Here is a 25,599-nt window from a genome sequence, read left to right as displayed (position 1 = left end):
GACAGACGGCCTGACACCGACGTTGTTCAATAAAGAACGTTTCTAAGCGCGGCGATGTCCCTTGTGGGTCACTGGCGGAAATGCTCTAACCGAGCAGACCATTTCCGCTCAGCCATCAGAGCCAACATCGGTCTTATAAGTACACGCTCTAGTTTCGCTGACACACTTTCCCACCAGTGATCCGTTGATAGTAACCACCATCGAACTTGCGCCAATCGCAGGCGTGACCAGAACGGACCATCTCGGCGCCAATGTCCAGCCCATCGGCAAAACATTGCGCGACAATCCTATCGCGATTTTTCGACTTGGACCTTCCATCACAGACCGTTCCGGGCGGATGGTTCACTTGAATACAGCGCACAGTCTTCTGGTAGACAAGTTTGGAGAGCTGCGCCCACGCCTCCCTTGAGCCGGGCTCACCTGACTCTGGAGCGTCTATGCCGCAAATCCTGATCTTGACGGAGTGAGATGGCAGCGCGATCTCAAAAGTATCTCCATCGATAACGTTTCTACCGTCCCCAACGATTTCGGCAAACGCGAGATTCGGAAGTAGCACTGCTACGATAACAAGAGACGTGCGAAAGAGCAGCGCCATCTAACCCTCCCCGATATGCCGACATCCCAAGATCATATCTTATAGCGGGGATACTTGGCGAGGGCAGCCGCTTGGTCCTCAAGCTCGACACCATGATATCCATCCGCCACGGTGCGACCTTCAAGGGCGTGCCCGGAGATCACATCGAGTGTTCGGCGGTCAATCCCGGACCTTACGCCGATTGGTTTGAAGCGGTGCCTCCAGCCGTGGTTCGGCGCAACACCCTTGTCCGGCACCACTCCACGAGCGAACTCCGCAAGCCTGTTCTTGATGCCCTGCAACGGCCCGAGCACACGCTCCTGCTCGCCACCGTCGTCAGAAGGCCGCAGGAATAAATGACCACGCGGTGCAGTCCTCACGAACTCCACAAAGCCCATTTCAATCAGGTGAGGATGCAGAACCACATCCCTTGCTTCGTTGGTCTTCACAGTGCCCGCCTCAGGCGTGACAGTGAGGTACCAGATATCCCGGCCGTGCTTGTGGAGGTCCTCCTTTCGTAACTGTGCCATCTCACCGACACGCGCACCCGTAGCGCATCAAACATTGCGGCGCGCTGCTTCGGATCGTCCAAGAACTCCTTCAGCTTGTTTTGCAACGCCTCACTAACGGTCCTGATTATCGGCTGATTTGCCAAAACCTCATCGAGGATGCTCCAGGTCTCGGGGCATGAGGTCTTTATGTTGGCGACCAAGGTAAAGTCGGTCAAATCCGGTAGGGGTGAGCACGAAAGCTGATCGAGTAGGAACGCGCGGGTTGAGAAATCCCGGATGAGCTCTTCGGCGCACTCAGCAAATTCCAGCCGGTCACTTGGCTCTTCAGTCGGATCAAGAAATAGCAGGATACATCGAAGCGAACGATCTTTCGCCCAGCTTAGCTCGCACTCCCTCCGTGCTTGATCGACCGAATGAACAGCAATACGCTTGGTGTCACTACACCCGTGGAATGCCAATCCTAGATTGTGGCCTTTGAGAGCGACCGGCGCTTCGCCATCCAAGCTGTAAAGAGCAGCCGGCTTTAGAGACGCAAATACCCCAGCTTGGCCTGAGATAATAAATTCCATCACACTTCGTCCCATGAAGCGCCGAGGCTGCGGAGCCTTCGTTTGACCTGATTCCACAAAGCTCGATCAGCCCTCCGGGGAGGCACTGGACCTTTCACATGTTGTATAGTGAGCTGGTGCAACGGTCCATAAGTATGGACTTCGACAAAGTCGTCCTCACCGGCATTTGTAGTATCTTCTTGAAGCAAGATGGCCGGAAAATCCCCATTAGTGGTAGCCCCATTTATTTTCGACGCCAGCTTGGAAGCCGCCAGCTTCGAGCGATTCGCCCATGAGGCTCGGTAGCCGGGTGGGCACTTGTCGCCCGAGTAGACCGCGTGCCGCCTGTTAAAGAGGAAAGGATTTTCTTCGAAGACCGACGACCGCGACGAAATCAGCGAGGTTTTCAAGGTGACACTATAGTCCCCGTAGTGCGGCATCCCACGCCCATTTAAGCAAAGAGCAGAAAAGCTCAGGTTATCGAAATAACCAGGATTGATTGTATTTTCCGCCGAAGTTCGCTGTTCGTCCCACTTGTTATCCTGCGGAATCCGCGCACCTGAACGCACTTGGCTGTGGAATGTCGTTAGTAGAGGCCCGCCCTCAGCGACCCAAGAAGAGAGCGTTCCCAGCCATCTATTCATGACAGCCTGCGATCCCTCAACTGCGGCCTCAAACTCCCTTAACTGGGTAGCGGATCCCCTCGCGTCCGCCGCTCGGTGAAACTAACTTCGTCAGCTGAAAGGAGCGCGGCGGTCATTGCTAAATCCTTCACTACGGCAGCCAAAGGTTCGAATCCGATACCTAGCGCGTCTTTGAGCGCAGAAATCGTAGAACCGACGCAGCTCCTTAAGGGTTTCAACCACTCCAATTATGGGAGTGGGATTAAAAGGCGATCGATCGCGAGCCCTTCGATAATCATCTAGCGCGGCCTCAAAATTCCCTTGATCCCGATAGATCTCTGCCCGACCGCAAAGTGCTACTGGATCGTTAGGAAATTCCTTCGCGACTTCGTTGAAAAGCTTTAGAGCTTTCGTGAACTCTCCCCGCCTCTTGTACGCTGTTGCCGTTCCATTCTTTGGAATGAGAGCAGAACCATGCGTCTCAGAGATGCGGAAGGTAGATATAGCTTCATCGAAACGGCCCAGGTCCATCAAAACGGACGCTCTGCCACACCAGATTGTGCCCTCTAACGGGTAAGTCTCTGTCAATTCGGTGTACTCCGCCAACGCCTCCTCGTAGCGGTTCATATCGCGTAAGATTTCGGCCGCTCCAGCCAGTGAATGAACTACAGCCGGCTCATCCATATGAGCCTGCGCAGCCGCCCTGTAGGCCGCTCTAGCTTCCACAAGGCGTCCAGTCATTCTCAGGATGCGCGCGCGAGCGTTCTCAGCGGAGAGCGACGCCCCTAGCGACTTCATAGAGTCGATAGCGGCCAAGGCCTCGTTGAACCTAAATGCGGAAATCAAGGCGTCAGCCAAATGAGCAAATGTAACGGGGTCGCTGGGATTGGCTTTGACAGCAAGCTCGGCCCACTCAATCTGAAGTTCAGGAACTCCCAATTCCTTCGCTTCGTGGGAAAGTCGGCTTAAAGACTTTCCAACGTGTTCTGGCGAAGAATTAAGCTTCTGCGCAGCAACGAGGTCAACGAGCCCCGCTTTAGGACCGATTGCTTGATGGTAGCACTGTCCCCGTTCGGCGCGACCCAAGCAGGGAAGCGTTCCGACTTCGGGTCAGGACTGTAGTCGCCTTGAGCATTCCGGAGGCGGACCTCAAACGCATCACGCAGCGCCAGCCAAAAAGCTCTCAGCAGCAGCCCGCGCGACGCGGCATCAACCCGCCGAATTCCTTCAGATAGAAGCAATCGATCAACAAGGCGCCCCAGATGAATCTCAAGGGCAGAAGTCTCCGGGCACTGATCTGCGGGTGGAAGATTGTCGAGATCAAATGGGTTGCGCCGCGGTGCCGGCTTATCCATTTCGTGTTTGCCTATGGTCTCCAAGCGCACAAGACGCATCAAGGCCGCCTCGAAGATTACGGCATCGTCCTCGGGATCATGCGGCACCGGACGCATCTTGCCATCATGGCCCTGCTCCACTGCATACGTGCGCTCGCGTCCCTCACCCCCGGCCCATGCCCTGTAGAGGCGTCCGGCCAAGGCCGTTGCCTGCGCATTGGTGAGGGAGGTAGGGCTATCATCCCGGAAGGCGCGGAGGATGCGCTCAAGATACTGATCGGCCGCCGCGATCCTCGTTTTGACCTCTGCCGGCTCATCGGCTCGAAGGGAAAACCGGATGGCCTGAGCACGGGGCGAGATCGTCACCGCATGCGTCTCCGCACCGAGCGGAAAATGCAGTGTGCGACCAACGAGCCGCTCCCGCACATCCACCGGAATCCGTCGCACATAGAGCTGAAACCGCGAGCCATCGCGCTTCATTGGACGCACCACCCGATACAGCATGTTGCTCACCGTTGTTACACAGTCGGGCGAGCGCAAGTCACTGTAGGGGTTTAACTTATTGAAGGAAAAGGAACCTTCAAGAGGATGGTGCCCAGGGGCGGAATCGAACCACCGACACTGCGATTTTCAGTCGCATGCTCTACCAACTGAGCTACCTGGGCGTGCTGAGGGAAGGACCCAAAGAGAAGGTCAAGGCCCATCGAGCGGGCGGTTTATAGTGGGCTGAAGGCCGCCTGTCCACCCGGCTTCGCCTGAAGGCTACGCCGGGCGCGGCCCGGCTGTGCACAAGGTGGGGTGGCGTTGCCGCGGCTGGCGTGCGGCACGCTGGAAACTCAATTAAGTAATTGATATTACTTTTCTATTCAACGTCATCCACCTCGTCGTCGCGGCCGGGAATGACGTAGGAGCCTTTCAGCCAGCGGTTCAGGTCGACATCACGGCAGCGCGAGGAGCAGAACGGGTGGGTGGCCTGCACGGCGGGCTTGCCGCAGATCGGGCAGGTTTTGAGCGGGCCGGTGGGCATTTTGACCTGGTCGTCCATGATGTCGGCAGCTTACACGGGGTGAAAACGTTCAAGAGCCTGTCCGCAAACAGGTTCCTCGGGCGGACGCGCAGGCGTCGCGGCCCGGGTCCCGCGGGCCAATTCTACTGTGCATGGGGTTGTTTTCGAGATTTTTGTTAAGACCCGTCCGGCGCGGCATTCGCGCTCACACGGCGGTGGCGTTGAGCCAGCCGAAGCGGATCGGGAAGCCCTCGCCGCCGAGCAGCGTCGTGGTCTCGTAGAGCGGCAGGCCGACAACGTTGCTGTAGGACCCCACCATCTTCACCACGAAGGAGCCGGCGATGCCCTGCACGGCGTAGCCGCCGGCTTTGCCGCGCCATTCGCCGGAGCCGATATAGGCCTGGATGTCGTCTTCCGACAGGCGCTTGAAGCGGACGCGGGTCTCGACCAGGCGCTGGCGGAAGGCCTCGCGAGGCGTGACGAGGCAGATCGCGGTGTAGACGCGGTGATTGCGGCCCGAGAGCAGCCGCAGGCACTGCGCCGCCTCGTCCACGAGGTTAGCCTTGGGCAGGATGCGGCGGCCGACCGCCACCACCGTGTCGGCGGAGAGGATGAAGGCGCCGCGCAGTTCGTCGTCGAGCTGCACCGATTTCAGCGCCGCATCCGCCTTGGCCCTTGCGAGGCGATTGGCGCAGGCGCGCGGCAGCTCGCCCCGCTTCGGCGTCTCGTCGACGTCGGCCGGCCGGAGCGCATCCGGCTCGATGCCGGCCTGGTTGAGCAGCGACAGGCGCCGCGGCGAACCGGAGGCAAGTACGAATTTGGGGCGGCCAAGCATCAGGTGATTTTGGGGATGAGGCAGGGGTGAATTGCGCGCGGAACCTATCGGAAGGGGGCTGATTTCACAACCCGGGAACCCGGACTTTGCTGATTCGAGGTGTCCGACATGCCTGTGCCTGCAGTCTGTGACGCGGGTGTTACGCCCGCCGGATGCTACCCGCTCGCCGCCCCCACTTTCGCGAAGCGCCGGCGGATGCGCAGCAGCAGCTGGTCGCAGACCTCGCGGTAGGCGGCGAGCTTCTGGTCGCGGCTGCCTTCGATGGTGGTGGGATCCTGGGTCGGCCAGTATTCGACGTCGGCCGCGAGCGTGCGGGTCAGCTCCAGCGCCTTATGATGCGCCTCCGGCGACAGCGTGATGATGAGGTCGAAATTCAGCCCCTCCCAGTCCTCCAGCTCCTCGAAGGTCTGCGGCCTGTGGACGGAGATGTCCTGGCCGAGCTCGGCCATCACGGCAACGGCGAAAGGATCGAGCTCGCCCTTCCTGGCGCCGGCCGACTTCACGTAGAGGCCCTGCGGAAACATGTGCCGCAGCAGGCTCTCGGCCATCGGCGAGCGCACGCTGTTCATCGCGCAGGCGAACAGCACCGATTGCGGATCGCGTGCGCGTGGGGGCGCAGCCATCCGCGCTTACCCCTTCCAGTGCAGAACAGTAATGAGCGTGAACAGCCGGCGCGAGGTCTCGAAGTCGACCCGCACCTTGCCCTTCAGCCGCTCCTGGAGCGTGCGCGATCCCTCGTCATGGATGCCGCGGCGGCCCATGTCGATGGCCTCGATCTTGTCCGGGGTCGCGGTGCGGATCGCCTGGTAATAGCTGTCGCAGATCATGAAATAGTCCTTCACGATCCCGCGGAACGGCCCCAGCGACAACAGATGCACGACCACGGGCGCGCCGTCCTCGCGGCGGATGTCGAACATCAGGCGGTTGCCGGTGATGCCGATATGCAGCGTGAACGGCCCCTTCCCGTCGGCGCCCTCCGGCGCGAACAGGTTCTGCTCGATCAGGTCGTAGATCGCAATCGCGCGCTCATGCTCGATGTCGGGCCCGGAACGGCCGATCGATTCCTCGTCGAGGGTGACCGCGACGATGCGATTGTTGGAGTCGTCCTGTTCGGGCGGCTTTGTCATGACAGATTGAGGCGCAATCCGATCGAGCGCGAATGGGCGTCCAGCCCTTCCGCCTTGCCAAGCGTCATCGCGGCGGGTCCCAGCGCACGAAGCTGATCCGGGCCGCATTTCAGGATCGAGGTGCGCTTCATGAAGTCGTGCACCGAGAGGCCCGAGGAGAACCGCGCCGAGCGCGCCGTCGGCAGCACGTGGTTGGAGCCGCCGACATAATCGCCGATCGCCTCCGGCGTATGCGCGCCGAGGAACACCGCGCCGGCATTGCGGATCCTTGCGGCGAGCGCGTCGGGATCGGTCGTCATGATCTCGAGATGCTCGGCGGCAATCGCATCCGCAAGCGGGATGGCGTCGTTGAGATTCTTCACCATGATGATGGCGCCGAAGTCGGCCCAGGAGGCGCTCGCGATCGCGGTGCGCGGCAGCGTCTTCAGCTGCGCCTCGACCGCCTTCTCGACATCGGCGGCAAGGCGTGCGGAATCGGTGATCAGGATCGATTGCGCACTCGTGTCGTGCTCGGCCTGCGCGAGCAGGTCGGCGGCGATCCAGTCGGCATTGCCGGTGTCGTCGGCAATGACCAGCACCTCGGAGGGACCGGCGATCATGTCGATGCCGACCTTGCCGAACACCAGCCGTTTGGCTGCGGCGACATAGGCATTGCCGGGGCCGACGATTTTTGCGACCGGCGCGATGGTGGCGGTGCCGTGCGCGAGCGCGGCGACGGCCTGCGCGCCGCCGACGCGGTAGATCTCGGTGACGCCGCCGAGCCTTGCCGCCGCCAGCACCAGCGGATTGAGCTTGCCGTCCGGCGAGGGCACCACCATCACGAGGCGCGAGACGCCGGCGACCTTCGCGGGCACCGCGTTCATCAGCACCGAGGACGGATAGGCGGCAGTTCCCCCGGGCACGTAGAGGCCGGCGGACTCGATCGCGGTGTAGCGCCAGCCGAGCTCGACGCCGAGCGGATCGGTGAAGCGCTCGTCCTTCGGCAATTGGCGGCGATGATAGGTCTCGATGCGGTCGCGCGCGAGGCTCAAGGCATCCAGCGTCGCGGCATCGCAGGCCTTCACCGCAGCCTCGATCTCGGCGGCCGAGACGCGAAGGCCGGATGCGTCCAGTGTCAGCCGGTCGAACTTCGCCGTGGCCTCGAGAAGGGCCGCGTCGCCGCGCCTCGCCACGTCGTCGACGATCGCGCGCGCGGCGGCCTCCACGTCGGCCGAGACCTCGCGCTTGGCGGCGAGGAAGGCCGCGAATCGCTGGTCAAAATCGGCGCTGCTGCGGTCGAGGCGAACGGGCATGTCTGGCTTGGCTTCTGGCTGGTTTCTCGGGGCGATTGGCGCACCAGGTCCCCTGCTCAATGGCGCGACGGCCTCCCGCCGTCAACCCTTGCGAGACGTCGTCGTCGCCCATCGCCATCCTGCTTCGATGTCGTCCTGGCGAAAGCCAGGACCCATTACCCCAACTTGTTGTAATTGAAGCAGGATGTGGTTCCGGCCCACTCCATCACGACCACCGGTGGTAATGGGTCCTGGCTTTCGCCAGGACGACAGCAGGAGTGGGGTCATTCCCATTCCTCACCCCTCCGCTTCGATCCCCGTCCCCAGTTCGTCCGCCCCGAGATCGGTCAGCTCGCATTCGAGGCATTCGACATCGAGGCGGATGGCGCCGCCCTGGGCGAACAAGAGCAGGGCGCTGCCGCCGGGCTCCTCGTCGTGGCCGTCCTGGGGGTGAAACTCGATGCCGACGAGGTCCAGAACCTCGTCCGGGGCTCCGAGGTCGATGTTGCGCGATTTGCAGGCAAGCACGCGGTCGAAGCGGAGCGCGGCGACCAGCCGGCGCGGCTCGGTCTCGCCGTCCAGCGTCTGCTCCCAGTCCAGCCGGCTCATGCCGACCACCAGCCGTTTCTCGCTCTGCCGCCAGATGATGTCCGAGGCCTGCACCCGGGCATCCTGCACATGGGTGGAGATCACGGCGAGATCGTCGGCATCGAGCGCGATCAGTTTGAGCTGGGGCGACATCGCCGGCATTTCTCCTCGGGGGCGGATACGGCCCAACGCGCGCGGCCGCGGAAATTTCCTTAGAACTAACGACCCGGCGGACTAGAGGCTATTGATATCCTCCATCTCCAGCACCTTGCGCGGATACCCCTCCCGGGCGACGCGGATCATGGCGCGGCCCATCTGCTCGGTGGAGGTGACGAGCCGCGGCGAAATCCGGCGCAGCACCGACCAGAGTGGCCAGGTTGCGGCATACACGGCCTGCACCCAGGCGGTCTTGGAGCGGGCACCATGCAGGGGCTGGATCGCGCCGGGCCGGAACATGTAGGCGCCCTTGAACGGCAGCTTGAGCAGATCGTTTTCGGTCTTGCCCTTGACCCGCGCCCACATCCGCGAGCCCTGCTCGGTGGAGTCGGTGTGGGCGCCAGTGACATAGGTGAAAGTCATCTGCGGATTGAGCCGCGCCAGCGTCGTCGCCGCGGCGAGCGTGAGGTCATAGGTGAGATGACGATAGCGCTCCTCGCTCATGCCGATCGAGGAGACGCCGAGGCAGAAGAAACAGGCGTCGAAGCCGGTCAGTTGAGACTCGATCGCCGAATAGTTCGTGAAATCGTCGTGGATGATCTCGGTGAGCTTGGCGTTGCGCACGCCGGTCGGACTGCGGCCGACCACGAGCACGCGGTCGATGCCGGCATCGACCAGGCACTCGCGCAAGACGCCCTGCCCGACCATGCCGGTCGCGCCAAAGATGATGACTTGCATCGGGACGTCCCCAACAGCGTCGCGGCTCATGCGGCGACCGCGATGTCGTCGAAGGATACACCGGTCAGCGTTGCCGAGACATCCCACAGCATGGCCGCCGCGGCGAAATCCCTGGCCTGCGGCGTGATTTTCGCCGGCGCTGGCGGCCCCTTCAATTCATAGAACCTGTTCGGACCGTAATAGCCGCCGGGCTCGGCCGCCGGCGAGGTCGCCGCGAACAGCGTGGGCAGCGCGCCCTCGGCGGCGGACTGGCTGATAAACGGCTGCAGCCAACGGCCGACGCGCCACTGGAGCGTGTTGGCGCCCGGCCCGTTCGCAATGAGATCGGTCCGCGCGTAGCCGGGATGGGCGGCAACGCTGGTCACGCCCCAGCCGGCGGCGAGGCTGCGACGCTGCAATTCCAAGGCAAACATCAGCATCGCCAGCTTGGACTGGCAGTAGGCCCGCCACGGACGATAGGAACGCTTGCCTTGCAGATCATCGAAATTGATCGCGCCGGAGCGGTGCGCGAGGCTCGAGAGATTGACGATTCGAGACGCTTTCGCCCGGCGAAGCTGCGGCAACAGGCGCGCCGTCAGCGCGTAATGGCCGAGATAGTTGGTACCGAGCTGCATCTCGAAGCCATCCTCGGTCTGCTGCCGTTTCGGCAGCGCCATCACGCCGGCATTGTTGACGAGGAGGTCGAGCTGCTCGTTGCCGGCGGCAAAGCGCTTGGCGAAATCGGCCACGGAGGACAGGCTGGCGAGGTCGAGATGCTCGTAGGCGATCAGCGCATCGGGAAACCGCTCGCAAATGCCCTCGATCGCCCGCAGTCCCTTTGCGTCGTTGCGTCCGGTGAGTATGACAATGGCACCGGCGCCCGCCAGCGCCATCGCCGTCTCGTAGCCGAGCCCGCCCGTCGCGCCGGTCACGACGGCGGTCCTGCCGCTGAGGGAGGGGATGTCTGCCGTGGTCCAGTCGGTCATGCCATAGCTCCAGGCTATCAGGGGGTGGAATAAGGCCCGCGACCGGTCTAAATGTGCACTAAGTGCAAATTTGCAAGAGGTGAAATAATTTGAAGGCTTCGAAGCACGCTAGCAGACGCGCCAAGCCCTTGTCCTCCGGAGAACAATCCCCGGCGGCGCCCGGCCTGCGCGAGCGCAAGCAGCAGCAGACCCGCGAGCGGCTGAAGCGCGCGGCGATGGCGCTGTTCCTGGAGCGCGGCTTCGAGACCACGACTATCGACGACATTGCGGCCGCTGCCGATGTGTCGCGCCGCAGCTTCTTCCATTATTTCGCCTCGAAGGAGGACGTGGTCGCCGCCTGGCAGGAGGATGCCGCGGCGGCGCTGGTCTCCGAGATTCTCGCACGGCCTGCGGACGAATCCATGCTGACGGCGGCGGAGAATGCGATCGCCGCGGCGGTCAAGCGGATCGATCCGACCGAGGCGGCAGCGATGTCGCGGCTCAAGCGCGACAATCCCGCGCTCCACGCGCGCGACCAGCTCAAATACGAAAAGCTCGAGCGCGCACTGGCGGACGGGCTCACGCAACGCTCCGGCCGCAAGTCGGACCGGCTGAAGGCGCGGCTCGTCGCCATGATCGCCACCGGCGCGATGCGCGTCGGCGGCGAGAGCTGGATCGGCGAAGGTGCGCGGGAGAAGCCGGAGGCTTTCGTGAAGCGCACGTTCGATGCGATCAGGGCGATATTGAAGTGATCGCTTACCCTCCCCTGGAGGGGAGGGTAAGCGCGGACTTACTCTTTGAAGAACGCCAGCAGGTCCGCGTTGATGGTCTCGGCATGCGTCGTCGGCATGCCGTGCGGGAAGCCCTTGTAGGTCTTCAGGACGCCCTTCTTGAGCAGCTTCGCGGACAACGGCGCGGAGTCGGCGTAAGGCACGATCTGGTCGTCGTCGCCGTGCATCACCAGCACGGGCACGTTGATCTTCTTCAGGTCCTCGGTGAAGTCGGTCTGCGAGAACGCGACGATGCCGTCGTAATGCGCCTTGGCGCCGCCCATCATGCCCTGACGCCACCAGTTCTGGATCACCGCTTCCGACGGTTTGGCGCCGGGACGGTTGTAGCCGTAGAACGGGCCGGCGGCGATGTCGCGATAGAACGCCGAGCGGCCGGCGGCGAGTTGCACCTGGAAGTCGTCGAACACGCTCTTCGGCAGGCCGCCGGGATTGGCTGCGGTCTGCACCATCAGCGGCGGCACCGCGGAGAGGATCGCGGCCTTCGCCACCCGGCTCTCGCCATGGCGCGCGATGTAATGCACGACCTCGCCGCCGCCGGTGGAATGGCCGACGTGAATGGCATTCTTCAGGTCGAGATGCGCGGTGACCGCCGCAAGGTCGTCGGCATAGTGATCCATGTCGTGGCCGTCTGCGACCTGCGCCGAGCGGCCGTGGCCGCGGCGATCATGGGCGATGACGCGGTAGCCGCGCGTGACGAAGAACATCATCTGCGCGTCCCAGTCGTCGGCCGACAGCGGCCAGCCATGGCTGAACACGATTGGCTGGCCCGCCCCCCAGTCCTTGAAAAAGATCTCGACGCCGTCTTTGGTGGTGATGGTGGGCATGGTGGGGCTCCTTTCAGTGGGACGTCATTCCGGGGCGCGCGTCCGCGCGAACCCGGAATCTGGAAATTGTCGCACGAGACTCCGGGCTCATCGCTGCGCGATGCCCCGGAATGACGAGGGTTCGTGCGATCAGGCAAACGCCACCGGCCTGAAGCGGCGCCAGGCGCCGATGGTCAGCACCACGAAGAACACCAGCACGATGCCCTGCACCACGGCGAACACCGGGCCGGACGGCGGCGCCGGCGGCACGGCGGGCGCGAGCGCGGCGAGCGCCGGCACTTTCAGGAACGACTGGATCACCAGCACGAAGACGTTGAAGTACAGCGAGATCATCGCGGTGACGATGTAGACCGGGCGCCAGACGCCCGCGAGCTTCATGCCGTAGAGCGCGATGCAGGCGATCGCGAGCAGCACCAGCGAAATGATGCCGATGATGTGCGAGGGCAACAGCTCCTTGAACGGAAACAGGAAGCCGGTCGCGCTGGTGAGGATCGTGAACAGCAGGAAGATCGCGGTGAGGCCCGGCATCGGCTTCGAGCCGAGCAGGCCGAACATCACGACGAGGCCGGCGACGATGGCGATCAGGCTTATGATGACATGGACCATCGTGAAGACGGGCAAGCTCAACCCAAGAACCATGACATCTCTCCTACTCTCTGCATTGAGATGGAGATTAGTATTACGCCCCTCATGAGATTGCCACATGCGTTGTCGTCACACGCATGGGCAAAGCCATGCGTCATCGTGCGAATCGACAAACGCATGGCTGATTTTTTTTGCATCGCTGTCACAAACGACAGCAGGCTTCGACCAAAATTGAATCGATTGTTCACGCTTCCTTGGTGTCGAAGATCAAGAGGTCGGCACCGCCGCTGGCGAATTTCGGCACGTCGGCGCCTGTCGCCTTGCCTTCCGGACTGGCGAATGCCGCCTGAATGTCGGCCACGCTGTCGAAGGTGAGAATGGCGACGAGATGGATTCCGGAAGGACCTGCGGGAGATGCAACCGGCCCCTTGCTGACGGCGTATTTCTTCAGGCCGGGAAGCTTCTTGGCGAGCGGAATGTGGGTCTCGGCGTAGTACTTGTCGAAGGCCGCAGCATCCTTGGGTGTTTTGTAGAGCACGACGATTTCAGCCATTGAGTCCTCCCTTGGGAATCCTTGTTTTTCCACGCGCGATTGGCCTCGCGACCAGGCGATAGTCTGTGGGACGCAGCAAGATGGCAAGCCGGATTCGACTTGCCATTTGCTTGCCTTCTCCTTGACTAAAGCGCCGGTTTTGCGGCGTCGCCGAGATAGCCGTGCAGCGATGCGACGACTTGCGCGCCCTCGCCGATGGCGCCGCCGACGCGCTTGACCGAGCCGGAGCGGACGTCGCCGACGGCGTAGACGCCGGGCACGGAGGTCTCCAGCGGCGCCACGAGCCGGCCCTGGTTCTGCTCGGACTGCGCGCCCGTCACGACGAAGCCGCCGCGATCGAGCGTCACGCCGCAGCCGTCGAGCCAGCCGGTGGCGGGATCGGCGCCGACGAACAGAAAGAGATTGCGGATGTCGGCAGAATCCTCGTCGCTCGACAGCCGGCTCTTCCAGCGGATGCGCCGCAGCAGCGAGGCCTCGTCGCCCTCGAGCGCCGTGATCTCGGTGTTGAACATCAATTCGATGTTCGGCGTCGCTTCGATGCGCTCGATGAGATAGCGCGACATGCTGGCGCCCAGACCGCCGCCGCGGATGATCATCAGCACCTTCTTGGCGTGACCCGACAGGAACACGGCGGCCTGGCCCGCCGAATTGCCGGCGCCGACCAGGGCGACCTCCTCGCCGGCGCACAGCTTCGCCTCGACCGGAGAGGCCCAGTACCAGACGCCGCGGCCCTCGAACGTGTCGAGCTTTGCGATCTCCGGCCGGCGATAGCGCGCGCCGCTCGCGACCACCACCGCGCGCGAGCGCAATGTGTCGCCGCAATCCAGCGCGAGGGCGAAGGTGCCGCCACTGCGCGAACAGTCCAGCGACTTCACCGACATCGGGATCATGATCTCGGCGCCGAACTTCTGCGCCTGGGTGAAGGCGCGGCCGGCCAGGGCCTGACCCGAGATGCCGGTCGGAAAGCCGAGATAGTTCTCGATGCGCGCGCTGGCGCCGGCCTGGCCGCCGAAGGCGCGCGTATCGACGACCGCAACCGAGAGACCTTCGGAGGCCGCGTAGACCGCGGTCGCGAGCCCTGCCGGCCCGCAGCCGACGATCGCGACGTCGTAGATCCGATCATCCTTCGCTCCGCCGATCATGCCGATGGCGCGGCCGAGCTCGATCTCGCTGGGATTGCGCAGCACGCTGCCGTCGGCGGTGACGACCAGCGGCCAATCCTCCGGCTTCGGCGAATAACGCGCGATCACCTCGGCCGCGTCGTGCTCGCTGTCGGCATCGAGCAGATGATGCGGCTGGCCGTTGCGGGTGAGGAAGCCCTGCAAGCGCACCACGCCGGCGGAGTTCGACGGCCCGATCAGCACCGGGCCACCGACGCCGCCCTGGATCAGGCTGACCCGGCGCAGAATCAGCGCGCGCATGATGCGCTCGCCGAGCTCGGCTTCGGCGACCAGCAGGGCCCGCAGCCGGTCCGGCGGGATCAGGACCACCTCGACATCGCCCTCGGCGCGTCCGTCGACCAGCGCCGGCCTCCCCGAGAGCTGGCCGAGCTCGGCCAGGAACTGGCCGGGTCCCTGGTCGATCACCGGGCTGACATGACCGAGCCCGTCGCGCTGGGTGATGGCGACGTGGCCCTTCAGGATGACGAACATGCCGGGCCCCGGCTTGCCGGTCTCGAACAGCAGCTCGCGATCCGAATAGGTGCGGAGCTCGCCGAAATGCCTGATGCGCTCGATCTCGGCCGATGTCAGCGCGGGAAAGGTCTGCTCGGGGCGCGCGAACCGCGACATCAGCGCCTCACGGTCGTTTCGTTGCTGTCCGTCTTGCCCCATTGCCACGTCGCTCAACTCCAAAAATTCCAGCCGCCGGATTTTAACCGCCGGTCTTGCCGGCGGCCCCCTCATTTAGGGATGCATCGTCATTCTGCGAGGGCTCGGCGCTTGCGGCGCGTTCGCGCGCCTGCAGCTTCCTCCGCTTCAGGTTTTCGCGCAGCGCCGACTTCAGCCGGTCGTCCCGGGATGCCCGGCCCTGCCTCGAATCTTGCCTCGTGCTCTTGTCGTTCTCGTCAGCCATCACCGGTCCATTGCAGCGATCGGCGATAACATGCCCAATGAACGTGGCAGCTCAAGAGGCCCGCGCGATCCGATCGTGCGAAATTCCAAAATGAGGCGAATCCGGCAGCCCGGCCAACTGGCCAGTTGGGTGGGGAAATCGGAACCCGAATCGACGGAAAGTCGGTCGTTTCGAGCCAAAACAGGCATTTTGGCCCCGATATCGGCCCGATTTTCTCGTCTTGGCAGGGCTTGCAAGCTTGCACAGGAGGGGGGCTTGTGGCAGATATCGGCCCGCTTGGTAGGCCCCTCGTGGCGGCCGATTCTAGATCCCAGCACATGCTGCCGTAGCTCAGTGGTAGAGCACTCCATTGGTAATGGAGAGGTCGACAGTTCAATCCTGTCTGGCAGCACCATTCTCTGGGTCAAATCACGCACAGATCGGCATTCTCGCGGCATGCAGTGCCCGAGTTTTGTTCTCACCTTGACCCTCTTTAGGTGAAGAGGGCGCAGGGAAGGCCGGGTGCCGGCTGGCACCCACGATCCGCTGCGCGAAGAATTTGCACACGCAAATGCGCAGGCGGGACAACAGGTGGGCCGGAAAACACCCGGCCTTCCCTGCGCGATGGGTTGACGGCGTATGCGCGCTCTCCCCGGAGCCGAGTTCCTTCTGGCCTCCGTCACCTTGCGAATTGGCGATGCCCGAGACCCGGTCGAGCCCCGATTCATCTCCGCAAGGCTTGACCGTAGCAACGACGGTCAGGACCACGCGTTTTTGCCGTACGCAGCTTCATCCGGCTTCGCTTTAGTAGCTTCGCCGGACTTCGGCGCCGTCCGTCTGCACGCAGCAGGACCTCACGAGGTTCATCTCGCCCTGGTCCCGCATTCGCGTGCCCGACGCAGCCGCGTCCACCGCACCCCGATCCACGTTCGTTACGACGTACGATCGCCCCTCTCCGAGGACCGGGATGGCGAGAGAATGCCGCAAACCCGAATTTCGGTAAAGTGGAATATTTTTGCAAAGGAGGGTTGACGGATTTTTGCGGGAGGCGGGTGTTTTGCCCGACGGGCAAATTGGCGAGCACGGAGACACAAGCCCGACGACACTCCGCAGACCTGATGCCGAGGTTCTTACCTGTTGGTCCGCGCCAGTAAGGTTAATTGTTCCTTTCGATTGTCGGTAAAGTTTTATCTATTATCGTCTTTGTCATTCATAACGAACCCGAGGCTCCGATAGTGTTTGCGTGTTGCCTGATCGTGACTGGGACTGTGCTGCTTCTGTCCGGCTTGGTTGCCTTCGGCTTTCATAGAAACTCGCTGCACTCAATGGCGCTGCTCTAGCCGCACCAGCGAGCCGGATCGTAGGATGGGTAGAGCGAAGCGAAACCCATCGAGATCTTGTTCAGACGAAGCATGATGGGTTTCGCAAGTGCTCTACCCATCCTACGCATGATCAGCTGTCTTCACCCACCTGATGCCCAGCAAAGCGATCATCCGCACGGCGCAGCCGGCGGCAAAGCTCGCGGTTGATGTTCTGCAGGACGATCACGTAGGCGTGGATATCGGCCTTGTAGCAGGCGTAGAGTTTTTGAGCCGTCAGCTCGTACAGCACCGTCGAGTTCTCCGCGACCACCGTGGCGGAGCGGTTTTGCATTTCGATCAGCGTCATCTCGCCGAAGAAATCCCCTCGCTCCAGAATGGAAATCGGGATGACGCTTCCCGAAGTCGCCCGTTTGCTCACCGCCAGCCGGCCGGATCTGACGATGAACATCGAGCGTCCCGGCTCGCCTTCCGCCACGACTGTCGCGCCGGCTTCGAAGCGGCACTCGACCAGCATCGACATCAGGAGGTCGAGACCTGTGTCCGAAAGACCGCCGAAGAACGGCGTCGCGAGCAGGAACGCTTTCATCTCGGGGGCATTGACAGCCATCGGGCGAGGATACGCCCCGTCGCTATCTCCGACAAGCAGAGCAGATATCGGCGGTGACGGCGCTCAGCGTGTTCGAACAATATGACCAGCAAAGTTTCGTAGGATGGGTGGAGCGAAGCGAAACCCATCGAGGGCTTGTTCGGTGTCGAAGCATGATGGGTTCGCTTCGCTCTACCCATCCTACGCATTAAACCGCTTTGGCTCACTGCCGCGCAGCGTCCTTCGCTTTCGCCAAACCTGAAGGTCGACCATGGCTTTCACGGTTGCCGCGAGGACGAGCGCGCAAAGCGCCGCCTTCGAGATCGTCTCCATCGTTCCCTCGATCAGCAGGCAATGGACCGCGCTGCCTGCGACGATGACGATCGCGAGAGGCATATGAACGAAACGCCACGTTCGCGGCCGCAGTCCCAATCGCCGGCGCAGTAGAGCCAGGAGCGCAACGATGAAGATGGCCCACATGGCGATCACGCCGAAGGGCGAGAACGGCGTCGGCGACGAGAAGGTCAGGGCGTCGATCATGTCGGGGGGACTGGTGATCCAGAGGCCGGCGACATGGATCACGATCGCCAGAGCAAGCGCCCCACCGATCCAGTGATGGGCGCGCCGTCCGCGATAGGCCGACAGTCCCGGCAGATATCCGCCGATCAGCAGGGGCTGCACGAGCACGAGACCCAGCGCGATAATCCCCGCAAACCCGGCAAGGATATAGACCGGACCGCGCCATGCGAGCTGCTCGCTTCCTGCGGCAGCAGCGATCGGCACGCCAATGGCCGAAACCAAGGCGCCCCAGATCAGGATCACCCGGGCCAGTTTCCACCCCGTCATTCGTTGGCCCGGTCAGGCCGGCTGCAGAACGAAGTGCGCCTCGAGGCTGGTTTCCTTTGCGCTGCGCATCACCGGCCGCAGGAAGACGGTCTTGAATTCACCGCTGTCATAGGCGAGGTGACCATGCGGCTGGCCGAAGATCGGAATGATCTGCGGCATCTCGAGCCGGAACTTGCCGTCCTTGTCGGTGAGCGTGGCGCCATGGCTCTGCGGCTCGTGCTCCTGTCCTTCGACCGTGTGCGCCCAGATCTGGATGCGCTGCCCGGCAAGCGGAGCGCCGTCGCCGGCTCGGCGGACGGTGCCGCTCATCCAGAAGCCGCCCTTGCCGATGCGATCCACGATCGCCGCGCCCTTGCGGTAGTTGTTCGCCCCGCCCGACATCGTTTCGGTCGGCGCGAGTCCGTCCGCGCGGGCCGGCAGCAGGAGCCCGGGAACGCCGGCTGTCAAAACCCCGGTTGCGAGAACGGAGCCGCCGGCGACGAGGAGGTTGCGGCGGCTGAGTACGACCATGGTCATGTCGATTCCTCCTGGCGACCGTTCAGTGGCTCTGCCAAGCATACAACAACACGCACGAGACGCCCAGTTGCGACAAAGGGCGCCATAGGTCGCAATAACAGTGTTGTGAACGGAGGCGCAGGCCGCTCAGACAGCCTCGTGGGATGGGTTGAGCGAAGCGAAACCCATCGAGGCTTTGTTCGACGACGAAACATGATGGGGTTTCGCAAGTGCTCTACCCATCCTACGCGCTATTCAGCCACGCTTGCCCTTTTGTCGTTCAAGGCGGAGCCTTTGTGCTCTCATACGTTTTATCTCTTCATTGAGAGCGTCGGTTTTTTCATCAAGGCGTGAATTCTCTGATTTCGGCTCGTCGCGCTGACGTATCTTTTCGAGCGTTTTCTCAACCGAGAGCTTGGTCGGATCGGCCATCGTACCTCTCCAGGAAGGAAATCGAAGCAACCAATGTCGGAAGTGAAAATGAAACCAGGTTTTGAATGTTGACGTAAATCAAACCTGCGCTGGGAGTCCGCTGGGTCAAAAACGCTATCTGGCAGTTCGCCGGTCACCCGCGACAATTCCGAATGGCATCGTTGCGCCGGTGTCCGATCGACACTGCAACGCTAACATTCGGGCTGGCAGGTACTACATATGGAGCCCCGGCGCATATCGCCCTCCACCCGGACCCCCACGCATGATCCCCTTCTCCGTGCTCGACCTCGCTCCCATCCGCCAGGGTGGCGACGCCGCGCAGGCGTTTCGCAATTCGCTTGATCTTGCCCAGCACGCCGAGGCCTGGGGCTACAAGCGGTTCTGGCTGGCCGAGCATCACAACATGACGGGGATTGCGAGCGCGGCGACGTCCGTGGTGATCGGGCATGTCGCGGGCGGGACGAAGACGATCCGTGTCGGCTCCGGCGGCGTCATGCTGCCGAACCATTCGCCGCTGGTCATCGCCGAGCAGTTCGGCACGCTGGAGTCGCTCTATCCGGGACGGATCGATCTCGGGCTCGGGCGGGCGCCGGGCACCGACCAGTTCACAGCAAGGGCGCTGCGGCGTGACCTCGCCACCACGTCCGAGAATTTTCCGCATGACGTGCTGGAATTGCAGGCGTTGCTCGGCGATGTGCAACCGAACCAGACGATCCGCGCCGTGCCCGGCATGGGGACCAAGGTGCCGCTGTGGATCCTGGGATCGAGCACGTTCGGCGCGCAGCTTGCGGCCATGCTCGGCCTGCCCTTCGCCTTCGCCTCGCATTTCGCGCCGCAGATGATGATGCCGGCGCTGCGCGAGTATCGCGCGCGTTTCGAGCCCTCGGCGCAGCTCGACAAGCCCTATGCGATGGTCGGCGTCAACGTGTTCGCGGCGGAGAGCGACGCCGAGGCGCAACGCATGTTCTCCTCGCTGCAGCAGCAGTTCATCAACCTGCGCCGCGGCACGCCCGGCCCGCTGCCGCCGCCGGTCGACGACATGGACGCGCTGTGGTCGCCGGCGGAGAAGGCCATGGTCGGCCAGTCGCTGTCCTGCTCCGCGGTCGGCTCGCCCACCGTGGTCGAAGAGAAGCTGAAGGCGCTGATCGCCGAGACCGGCGCGGACGAATTGATGACCACCGGCCAGATCTACGACCACGCCGCCCGGCTGCGCTCGTTCGAGATCGCGGCCGAGGTGCGCGGCCGGCTGGCGGCGCAACCGGCCCGGTGATCAAGGCATCACACGGCCGAGCCAGGTATGGCCGATCCTCACGCCTCGCGGATCGCGTTCATGAAGCTGGCGAGTTTCGCGCAGGTTGCAGTTACAGCATTGACGTCCTACACTCGGCGCCTGGAAGGGTAGCGTAGCGCCGATCCCTCAAGGACTGATCGTAGGCTGCCGATGGACGTGGTCCGCAGTCGAGCATTCGATTTCGTCGAGACAGTGCGGCAGCTTCCTGATGTCGCGAGCATTCTGGATGCGATGAGCCGCACGCTCGGCCAGCACGGCTTCGACTATTTCTGCAGCTCCTATGTCGCCCCGCTGTCGACCGAATCGCCGCGCGAGGCGGTTCTCGCCGAACGGTTGCCGGCCGGCTTTCTCGATATGTATTCCGAGGCGCAGTATGTGTGGCACGATCCCGCGCTGCGCTATTGCAGGACGACGCTTCAGCCGTTCCGCTGGTTCAGGGAAGCGCCGTACGATCCGGAACGGGAGCCGCGCGCCGTCGAGCTCGTGCGACGCGCCCGCGACTTCGGCATGGTGGATGGCGTGGTGATCCCGGTCATCTCGCCGGCGGGCCGCACCGGCCAGGTGTGGTTCGGCGGCGCCGAGATCGATCTGCCGGAGCGCGATCTCCCGGCGCTCCACCTCATGGCGCTTTACGCCTTCGACCGGGTGCTGAAGCTGCGCGGCCTGCCCGCGGCTCCGCAGCTCGCACTGTCCTTGCGCGAGCGCGAGGTGCTGACGCTGGCGGCCGTCGGGCGATCCAGCGATGAGATCGCCGACGCCCTGGCCATCACGGGACGCACAGTGAAGGCGCACATCAAGAGCTGCTGCAAGAAGCTCGGCGCAGCCACCCGCACGCAGGCCGTGATGATCGCCATGCGCGACCGGATCATCTCGCCCTGAGGTGCCAGGCCCGATCGCGACCGGAGTCGATCAGTCGGCAAAGCCGAACAGCTTTGCCGGATTGTGCACCAGGATCTTTTCCAGCTCCGCCTGGTCCGCCGCGTAGCGGTACATCAGCTCGAGCAGGTCGGCATCGTTGGGCGGCTGCTTGACGGAGACCGGATGCGGCCAGTCGCTGGCCCAGACGCAGCGGTCGCTTGCTGCCTCGATATAGGCGCGCGCGATCGGGATCACGTCGTCGTAGGGCGGGCCGGCCTTCGAGGTCTTCTCGCCGAGCGACAGCATCACCCAGAAATTTCCCTTCTTGAGCAGCTCCAGCATCTTGCGCAGGTTCGGATCGTCCTTGCCGGCTTGCGGATCGGGGCGCGCCATGTGGTCGATCAGCACGGGAACGTCGAGATTCTCGTACTTCGCGACGCTGGAGACGATGCCGTCCTTCTCCGGCTGGATCTTGACATACCAGCCGAGCTCGCGAATGCGGGCGATGGCGCGGGCGAAATCGGCATCCGACAGCACGGCGCCGAGCTCCTGGCGGAAGCTGAAGCGCGCGCCGCGGACGCCGGCGTCATGCAGCTTTGCGAGATAGGAATCGTTCGCCTCGGCAAACACCAGCGCGTTGGCACAGCCGCGGTAGTTCGGACCCATCGCCGCGAGGGCGTCGAGCACGACGGCATGATCCGCGCCATAGGTCGTGGTCTGCACGATGATGCCGCGCCCGATGCCGAGCGCCTTGTGCATACGCAGCGCCGCTTCCCAGGTCGCGGTCGGCATTCGATAGGCCGCGCCGGGGCGCTCCGGATATTTCTCGATGGGCCCCAGCACGTGGAACTGGCTGTCGATGGTCCTCAGTGGCGGCGCCTTGACCGGGCGGCGCGGGTTGGGGTCGAACGGCAGATAGGTCGGCATGTGCAAATCTCCTTCAGTCGATCACGGCGGTGAAGTCGCACTGCACCAGCGCGCCGCCGTCCATGTTGTCCATCGGCAGCGCGTGGCGCGCCGGGCGCGAATGCTCGTCCGGAAACATCTTCAGCCACTCGACATTGACGGGCCCGCGCTGCGAGCGGTCCTTCAGCCACACCGTCATCTTGATGATGTCGTCGGTGGTGCCGCCGGCGGCCTCCACCGTCGCCTTCATGTGCGCGAACATGTTGGCGCATTGCGCGTCGAGACTCACGGGCATCGCGCCGGCCGCATCGCGGCCAAGGATGACGCCCGACATCACGAGATTGCCGATGCGGCAAGCGTTCGGAATCGGATTGGCGTGCTTGAAGCCGCCGATGTGGATGCTCTTGCGCCGTGTCATGGTGCGCTCCCTCTTGTGTGTTGGTTCAGACGAACTGGCACGACACCGAGCCGAACGCGCCGTAGTCGGCGTGGAACGTGTCGCCGCGGCGGATGTCCACCGGCCGCGTGAACGATCCCGCCAGCACCACCTCGCCGGCCCTGAGATATTCGTCATGCGGCGCGAGCCGGTTGGCGAGCCAGGCGATGCCGTTGGCGGGATGATTGAGCACGCCGGCGGCAAGCCCGGTCTCCTCGACCTCGCCGTTGCGGAACAGCAGCGCGCCGATCCAGCGCAGATCCGCATCCATCGGGCGGAACGGCCGGCCACCGAGCACCAGCGCGGCGTTCGCGGCGTTGTCCGAGATCGTGTCCATGACCTTTCGCGTCTTGCCCGTTTCAGGATCGACGCGGTGCATGCGCGTCTCCAAGATCTCCAGCGCCGGCGTCACGTAGTCGGTGGCGTTGAGCACGTCGAAGATGGTGCAGTCGGGCCCGCGCAGCGGCGCCTTCAGCACGAAGGCGAGCTCGACCTCGATCCGTGGCGCGTGAAAGCGATCGAACGGGATGGGCGTGGCGTCGGCATAGAACATGTCGGCGAACAGCACGCCGTAGTCGGGCTCGGAGATGCCGACCGCGTTCTGCATCGCCTTCGAGGTCAGGCCGATCTTGTGGCCCTTGATGACGCGCCCTCGCCCGAGCTGGAGTTTCGTCCAGGCGCGCTGGATGGCGTAGGCGTCCTCGATCGTGAGGCCGGGATATTCTTTCGAGAACATCGGGATCAGCGCCTTGGTGCGCTCGGCCTCGTCCAGGCGCGCGGCAAGACGTTCGATCGTGGCGGCATCCAGCATGGTCTATTGCTCCGCGGCCACGGTGTTGCGCAGCACGCCGATGCGGCTCGACTCGACCTCGACGACGTCGCCGACTTTCAGCCAGCGCGGCGGATCGAAGCGCGCGCCCGCCCCGGTCGGCGTACCCGTCACGATCATGTCGCCGGGCTTCAGGGTGGCGAAGGTGGAGAGATAGGAGATCAGGAAGTCGAACGGGAACATCAGCCGCTCGGTGGTGTCCTGCTGCCGCACCTCGCCGTTGACGCGCGTGGTGATGTCATGAGGCCCGCGCGGGTCGAGCTCGTCCGCCGTGACGATCCACGGGCCGATGCTGCCGGAGCGGTCGAAATTCTTGCCTTGCGTGACGTTGAACTTGCCGTGGCGCAGCCAGTCGCGGATCGTGCCTTCGTTGCACAGCGTCATGCCGAAGATGTGCGACCACGCCTTCTCGCGCGGGATGTGGCGGCCTTCCTGCCCGATCACGATCACGAGCTCGCCTTCATAGTCGAGCTGATCCGAGACTTTGGGCTTCTCCAGCGGCTGGCCGGAGCCTGTCATCGACGACATGCTGCGCACGAACAGGCTCGGATATTTGGGCAGGTCCGAATTGTCTTTATATTCGGCGTTGCGCTCGGCGTAGTTGACGCCGATGCACCAGAGCTTTTCGGGCGCCAGCACCGGCGGCAGCAGGACGAGATCATCGAGCGCGTAGTCCGGTTGCTGATCGGCGATCACTTCCTGCGCGTCCGCCAGCGCATTGGCCGCGATCAGCGCCTTCACGTCGGAGAAGTCGCGGCCGATCCGCCGGGTCAGATCGACCACGCCGCCCGCGACGGCCGCGCCGTAGCGCGCCTCGCCGTCCAAGAGATAGCTCAGGAGTCGCATTGTGGTTTTCTCCAATGGTCTTGGGCACAAGGGCCGCGATGGGCCGCGCGCTCAGTCGGTCGATTTGGGAGTTTGAAAGACGGTGTTCAGCGTCACGATTTCGCCGAGGCGGGCGTAGCGCGGCCCGCCGATGCGCGCGATCGGATCGAGCGCCCGGGTCTCGACCTTGCCGTTTTCCACGAGGCCGTCGCGAATGTGGAACATCACGACCTCGCCGACGATCAGCCGGCTGCGCGCGTCGCCGAATTCGAGGCACTGCCGGAAGCGGCACTCCATCGCGACAGGTGCGGCCGCGAGCCGCGGCACCTTGATGCGCTCGCAGCTAAGCGTCTCCAAGCCAAGCTCCGCGACCTCGCTGACTTCAGGCGGGTGCTCGATCGAGCTGTCGTGCACCGCAGACATCAGCGGGGTATCGGCGATGTGGATGACGTATTCCTCGGTGTCGAGGATGTTGTGCGCGGTGTCCTTGTAGTCCGCGCCCTTGCGGCCGACGCTGATGGCGAGCATCGGCGGCTTCTGCGAGACGAAGGTGAAGGCGCTGAAGGGCGCGAGGTTGAGCACCCCGGAGCGCGACAGGCTCGTCACCCAGGCGATGGGGCGCGGCACCACGATGCCGGTCATCAGCCGGTAGATGCGCTCCGCGCCGAGCTCGGTGGGATCGATCCGCATCACTCAGTCCGCCTTGATGTTGGCCTTGCGCACGACCGGAATCCACTTGGCGTCCTCGCGCTCGAGATAGGCCCTGAACTCGTCCGGCGTCATCGCGACGGCTTCCCCGCCCAGCTTTTCGAACTTGTCCACCACGCCCGGGTCTTTCAGGATCGCAACCAGCGTCTCGTGCAGCTTGTCGACGACAGGCGCCGGCGTGCCCGCGGGCGCGAACAGGCCGGTGAAAGTCTGGCCGTCGAAATCCTTGTAGCCGAGCTCGGTGAAGGTCGGGACGTCAGGCAGCGACTTCAGCCGGTGCGGGCTGGTGACCGCGAGCGCGCGGAACAGGCCGGCCTTGATGTGCTGGAGGCTGACCGTGAGCTGGTCGAACGCGAACTGCACCTGGCCGCCGAGCAGATCGTTGATGGCCGGCGCGTTGCCGCGGTAATGCGCGGTGACCCATTGCAGGTCGAGATTCGACTGCATCAATTCGCTGAGCAGATGATTGGTGGTGCCGGGGCCGGGCGAGGCCATCGTCAGCTTACCGGGCTCGCGCTTGGCGAGGTCGATGAATTCCTTGAAATTGTTGGCCTGGACGGAGGGATGCACCTCGAGCACCAGCGGCGTCATCGAGATGGTCGAGATCGGCAGGAAATCCTTCTTCCAGTTATAGGCATCGCGCTTGTTGATCTCGGTCGCGAACAGCACCGGGCCGTTGGCGCCGACGAACAGCGTATAGCCGTCGGGCGCCGATTTCGCGAAAGCCTCGCCCGCGATCATGCCGCCGGCGCCGGCCTTGTTCTCGATGATGAAGGGCTGACCGAGCTTTTCCTGGAGCTTGTCGGCGACGATGCGCGCGGCGCTGTCGACATTGCCGCCGGCCGGATAGGGCACGATCAGCTTGACGCTGCGCGCCGGCCATTGCTGGGCCGATGCGGGCCCCGCCAGCATCGCCGTGACAGCGGCTATGGCAATCGCGATTAATCTCATGTTAACCTCCCGGCGGCGCTTCCAATTCACTTCGAACGCCTTGACGTTGCGCA

Annotated in this window: 32 protein-coding genes and 2 tRNA genes; 4 read left to right on the top strand and 30 right to left on the bottom strand. The window is 63.6% G+C overall.

Annotated features, from left to right (window positions below; all coding sequences use genetic code 11):
- Positions 1 to 148: 148 nt before the first annotated feature.
- The 15 genes from BJA_RS06430 to BJA_RS06360 all read right to left on the bottom strand — a co-directional run bounded on the left by BJA_RS06430 (position 149) and on the right by BJA_RS06360 (position 10,277).
- On the bottom strand, positions 149 to 595 hold the full coding sequence (locus BJA_RS06430) for a thermonuclease family protein (RefSeq protein WP_011084084.1): 447 nt from the start codon (positions 593 to 595) through the stop codon (positions 149 to 151).
- A 32-nt stretch (positions 596 to 627) separates the two neighbouring features.
- Positions 628 to 1,023: a hypothetical protein gene (locus BJA_RS06425; protein ID WP_011084083.1), complete on the bottom strand. Its 396-nt coding sequence runs from the start codon at positions 1,021 to 1,023 to the stop codon at positions 628 to 630.
- Complete coding sequence (locus BJA_RS06420) at positions 1,020 to 1,655, bottom strand: hypothetical protein (RefSeq protein ID WP_162494053.1); 636 nt, start codon at positions 1,653 to 1,655, stop codon at positions 1,020 to 1,022. Before BJA_RS06420 ends, BJA_RS06425 begins: the two co-directional genes overlap by 4 nt.
- Positions 1,655 to 2,278, bottom strand: a complete 624-nt coding sequence (locus BJA_RS06415; protein ID WP_011084081.1) for a hypothetical protein — start codon at positions 2,276 to 2,278, stop codon at positions 1,655 to 1,657. Before BJA_RS06415 ends, BJA_RS06420 begins: the two co-directional genes overlap by 1 nt.
- A 90-nt stretch (positions 2,279 to 2,368) precedes the next feature.
- Complete coding sequence (locus tag BJA_RS43955; RefSeq protein WP_162494052.1) at positions 2,369 to 3,196, bottom strand: tetratricopeptide repeat protein; 828 nt, start codon at positions 3,194 to 3,196, stop codon at positions 2,369 to 2,371.
- A 26-nt stretch (positions 3,197 to 3,222) separates the two neighbouring features.
- On the bottom strand, positions 3,223 to 4,095 hold the full coding sequence (locus tag BJA_RS42580; protein ID WP_063921383.1) for a hypothetical protein: 873 nt from the start codon (positions 4,093 to 4,095) through the stop codon (positions 3,223 to 3,225).
- An 85-nt stretch (positions 4,096 to 4,180) separates the two neighbouring features.
- Positions 4,181 to 4,256, bottom strand: a tRNA-Phe gene (locus tag BJA_RS06400).
- A gap of 197 nt (positions 4,257 to 4,453) precedes the next feature.
- Positions 4,454 to 4,636 carry a DNA gyrase inhibitor YacG gene (gene yacG / locus BJA_RS06395; RefSeq protein WP_011084078.1) on the bottom strand — a complete coding sequence of 61 codons (183 nt, stop codon included), beginning with the start codon at positions 4,634 to 4,636 and terminating at the stop codon, positions 4,454 to 4,456.
- 166 nt (positions 4,637 to 4,802) lie between these two features.
- The gene (locus BJA_RS06390; protein ID WP_011084077.1) at positions 4,803 to 5,432 is read right to left on the bottom strand and encodes a Maf-like protein; all 630 of its coding nucleotides are present in this window, start codon (positions 5,430 to 5,432) and stop codon (positions 4,803 to 4,805) included.
- Between the two features lie 155 nt (positions 5,433 to 5,587).
- Entirely contained in the window at positions 5,588 to 6,055 is a 468-nt protein-coding gene (locus tag BJA_RS06385) for a low molecular weight phosphatase family protein (RefSeq protein WP_011084076.1), read from the bottom strand.
- A 6-nt stretch (positions 6,056 to 6,061) separates the two neighbouring features.
- The gene (locus BJA_RS06380; RefSeq protein ID WP_011084075.1) at positions 6,062 to 6,559 is read right to left on the bottom strand and encodes a UPF0262 family protein; all 498 of its coding nucleotides are present in this window, start codon (positions 6,557 to 6,559) and stop codon (positions 6,062 to 6,064) included.
- Complete coding sequence (hisD, locus tag BJA_RS06375) at positions 6,556 to 7,851, bottom strand: histidinol dehydrogenase (protein ID WP_011084074.1); 1,296 nt, start codon at positions 7,849 to 7,851, stop codon at positions 6,556 to 6,558. Before hisD ends, BJA_RS06380 begins: the two co-directional genes overlap by 4 nt.
- Before the next feature lie 276 nt (positions 7,852 to 8,127).
- Complete coding sequence (locus tag BJA_RS06370) at positions 8,128 to 8,571, bottom strand: DUF2948 family protein (protein ID WP_028173638.1); 444 nt, start codon at positions 8,569 to 8,571, stop codon at positions 8,128 to 8,130.
- Between the two features lie 81 nt (positions 8,572 to 8,652).
- Positions 8,653 to 9,312 carry an NAD-dependent epimerase/dehydratase family protein gene (locus tag BJA_RS06365; protein WP_038965313.1) on the bottom strand — a complete coding sequence of 220 codons (660 nt, stop codon included), beginning with the start codon at positions 9,310 to 9,312 and terminating at the stop codon, positions 8,653 to 8,655.
- Between the two features lie 26 nt (positions 9,313 to 9,338).
- Positions 9,339 to 10,277 (bottom strand): SDR family oxidoreductase, encoded by a 939-nt coding sequence (locus BJA_RS06360; RefSeq protein ID WP_011084071.1) that lies wholly within the window; start codon positions 10,275 to 10,277, stop codon positions 9,339 to 9,341.
- An 89-nt stretch (positions 10,278 to 10,366) separates the two neighbouring features.
- Here BJA_RS06360 and BJA_RS06355 point away from each other — a divergent pair, with 89 nt between their 5' ends.
- A complete protein-coding gene (locus BJA_RS06355) occupies positions 10,367 to 11,008 on the top strand; it encodes a TetR/AcrR family transcriptional regulator (protein ID WP_038965307.1) in 642 nt (213 codons plus the stop codon).
- Between the two features lie 38 nt (positions 11,009 to 11,046).
- Here the strand turns inward: BJA_RS06355 and BJA_RS06350 are convergent, their stop codons facing one another.
- The 5 genes from BJA_RS06350 to BJA_RS06330 form a co-directional block, all read right to left on the bottom strand.
- On the bottom strand, positions 11,047 to 11,871 hold the full coding sequence (locus tag BJA_RS06350; RefSeq protein ID WP_011084069.1) for an alpha/beta fold hydrolase: 825 nt from the start codon (positions 11,869 to 11,871) through the stop codon (positions 11,047 to 11,049).
- Between the two features lie 129 nt (positions 11,872 to 12,000).
- Positions 12,001 to 12,510, bottom strand: a complete 510-nt coding sequence (locus BJA_RS06345; RefSeq protein ID WP_038965306.1) for a hypothetical protein — start codon at positions 12,508 to 12,510, stop codon at positions 12,001 to 12,003.
- Between the two features lie 190 nt (positions 12,511 to 12,700).
- The gene (locus BJA_RS06340) at positions 12,701 to 13,009 is read right to left on the bottom strand and encodes an EthD family reductase (protein ID WP_028173644.1); all 309 of its coding nucleotides are present in this window, start codon (positions 13,007 to 13,009) and stop codon (positions 12,701 to 12,703) included.
- Positions 13,010 to 13,134: 125 nt separating this feature from the next.
- Positions 13,135 to 14,841, bottom strand: coding sequence for an FAD-dependent oxidoreductase (locus BJA_RS06335; protein WP_028173645.1), 1,707 nt, complete (start codon positions 14,839 to 14,841; stop codon positions 13,135 to 13,137).
- 40 nt (positions 14,842 to 14,881) lie between these two features.
- Positions 14,882 to 15,082: a hypothetical protein gene (locus tag BJA_RS06330; RefSeq protein ID WP_038965305.1), complete on the bottom strand. Its 201-nt coding sequence runs from the start codon at positions 15,080 to 15,082 to the stop codon at positions 14,882 to 14,884.
- A 319-nt stretch (positions 15,083 to 15,401) separates the two neighbouring features.
- Between BJA_RS06330 and BJA_RS06325 the strand changes: the two genes are divergently transcribed.
- Positions 15,402 to 15,476: transfer RNA gene (locus tag BJA_RS06325), tRNA-Thr, on the top strand.
- A gap of 1,037 nt (positions 15,477 to 16,513) precedes the next feature.
- Here BJA_RS06325 and BJA_RS06320 read toward each other — a convergent pair.
- From BJA_RS06320 to BJA_RS42185, 4 genes are all read right to left on the bottom strand, one after another.
- The gene (locus tag BJA_RS06320) at positions 16,514 to 16,990 is read right to left on the bottom strand and encodes a cyclic nucleotide-binding domain-containing protein (RefSeq protein ID WP_011084065.1); all 477 of its coding nucleotides are present in this window, start codon (positions 16,988 to 16,990) and stop codon (positions 16,514 to 16,516) included.
- A 180-nt stretch (positions 16,991 to 17,170) separates the two neighbouring features.
- Complete coding sequence (locus BJA_RS06315) at positions 17,171 to 17,815, bottom strand: ferric reductase-like transmembrane domain-containing protein (RefSeq protein ID WP_011084064.1); 645 nt, start codon at positions 17,813 to 17,815, stop codon at positions 17,171 to 17,173.
- Positions 17,816 to 17,827: 12 nt separating this feature from the next.
- A complete protein-coding gene (locus BJA_RS06310; protein ID WP_038965303.1) occupies positions 17,828 to 18,331 on the bottom strand; it encodes a twin-arginine translocation pathway signal in 504 nt (167 codons plus the stop codon).
- Between the two features lie 234 nt (positions 18,332 to 18,565).
- On the bottom strand, positions 18,566 to 18,742 hold the full coding sequence (locus tag BJA_RS42185; RefSeq protein ID WP_165448136.1) for a hypothetical protein: 177 nt from the start codon (positions 18,740 to 18,742) through the stop codon (positions 18,566 to 18,568).
- A 262-nt stretch (positions 18,743 to 19,004) separates the two neighbouring features.
- On the opposite strand from BJA_RS42185, the gene BJA_RS06305 reads away from it, so the two are divergent.
- Together BJA_RS06305 and BJA_RS06300 are read left to right on the top strand one after the other, a co-directional pair.
- Positions 19,005 to 20,012: an LLM class flavin-dependent oxidoreductase gene (locus tag BJA_RS06305; protein WP_011084062.1), complete on the top strand. Its 1,008-nt coding sequence runs from the start codon at positions 19,005 to 19,007 to the stop codon at positions 20,010 to 20,012.
- Positions 20,013 to 20,183: 171 nt separating this feature from the next.
- On the top strand, positions 20,184 to 20,912 hold the full coding sequence (locus BJA_RS06300) for a helix-turn-helix transcriptional regulator (protein WP_011084061.1): 729 nt from the start codon (positions 20,184 to 20,186) through the stop codon (positions 20,910 to 20,912).
- 30 nt (positions 20,913 to 20,942) lie between these two features.
- On the opposite strand, the gene BJA_RS06295 is transcribed toward BJA_RS06300, so the two are convergent.
- The 6 genes from BJA_RS06295 to BJA_RS06270 are packed head-to-tail and all read right to left on the bottom strand — an operon-like array spanning position 20,943 to position 25,546.
- Entirely contained in the window at positions 20,943 to 21,818 is an 876-nt protein-coding gene (locus BJA_RS06295) for an amidohydrolase family protein (RefSeq protein WP_011084060.1), read from the bottom strand.
- Positions 21,819 to 21,831: 13 nt separating this feature from the next.
- Complete coding sequence (locus BJA_RS06290) at positions 21,832 to 22,215, bottom strand: RidA family protein (protein WP_011084059.1); 384 nt, start codon at positions 22,213 to 22,215, stop codon at positions 21,832 to 21,834.
- Positions 22,216 to 22,240: 25 nt separating this feature from the next.
- Entirely contained in the window at positions 22,241 to 23,044 is an 804-nt protein-coding gene (gene hpaH / locus BJA_RS06285) for a 2-oxo-hept-4-ene-1,7-dioate hydratase (RefSeq protein WP_011084058.1), read from the bottom strand.
- Positions 23,045 to 23,047: 3 nt separating this feature from the next.
- Positions 23,048 to 23,908: a fumarylacetoacetate hydrolase family protein gene (locus tag BJA_RS06280; protein WP_011084057.1), complete on the bottom strand. Its 861-nt coding sequence runs from the start codon at positions 23,906 to 23,908 to the stop codon at positions 23,048 to 23,050.
- Between the two features lie 51 nt (positions 23,909 to 23,959).
- Positions 23,960 to 24,577 carry a flavin reductase family protein gene (locus tag BJA_RS06275; protein ID WP_028173662.1) on the bottom strand — a complete coding sequence of 206 codons (618 nt, stop codon included), beginning with the start codon at positions 24,575 to 24,577 and terminating at the stop codon, positions 23,960 to 23,962.
- 3 nt (positions 24,578 to 24,580) lie between these two features.
- Positions 24,581 to 25,546: a Bug family tripartite tricarboxylate transporter substrate binding protein gene (locus BJA_RS06270; RefSeq protein WP_038965312.1), complete on the bottom strand. Its 966-nt coding sequence runs from the start codon at positions 25,544 to 25,546 to the stop codon at positions 24,581 to 24,583.
- Positions 25,547 to 25,599 lie beyond the last annotated feature (53 nt).

The organism is Bradyrhizobium diazoefficiens USDA 110 (genome assembly GCF_000011365.1).
In the GTDB taxonomy this organism is placed as follows: Bacteria; Pseudomonadota; Alphaproteobacteria; order Rhizobiales; family Xanthobacteraceae; genus Bradyrhizobium; species Bradyrhizobium diazoefficiens.
This window is presented reverse-complemented; position numbering and strand designations above follow the sequence as displayed.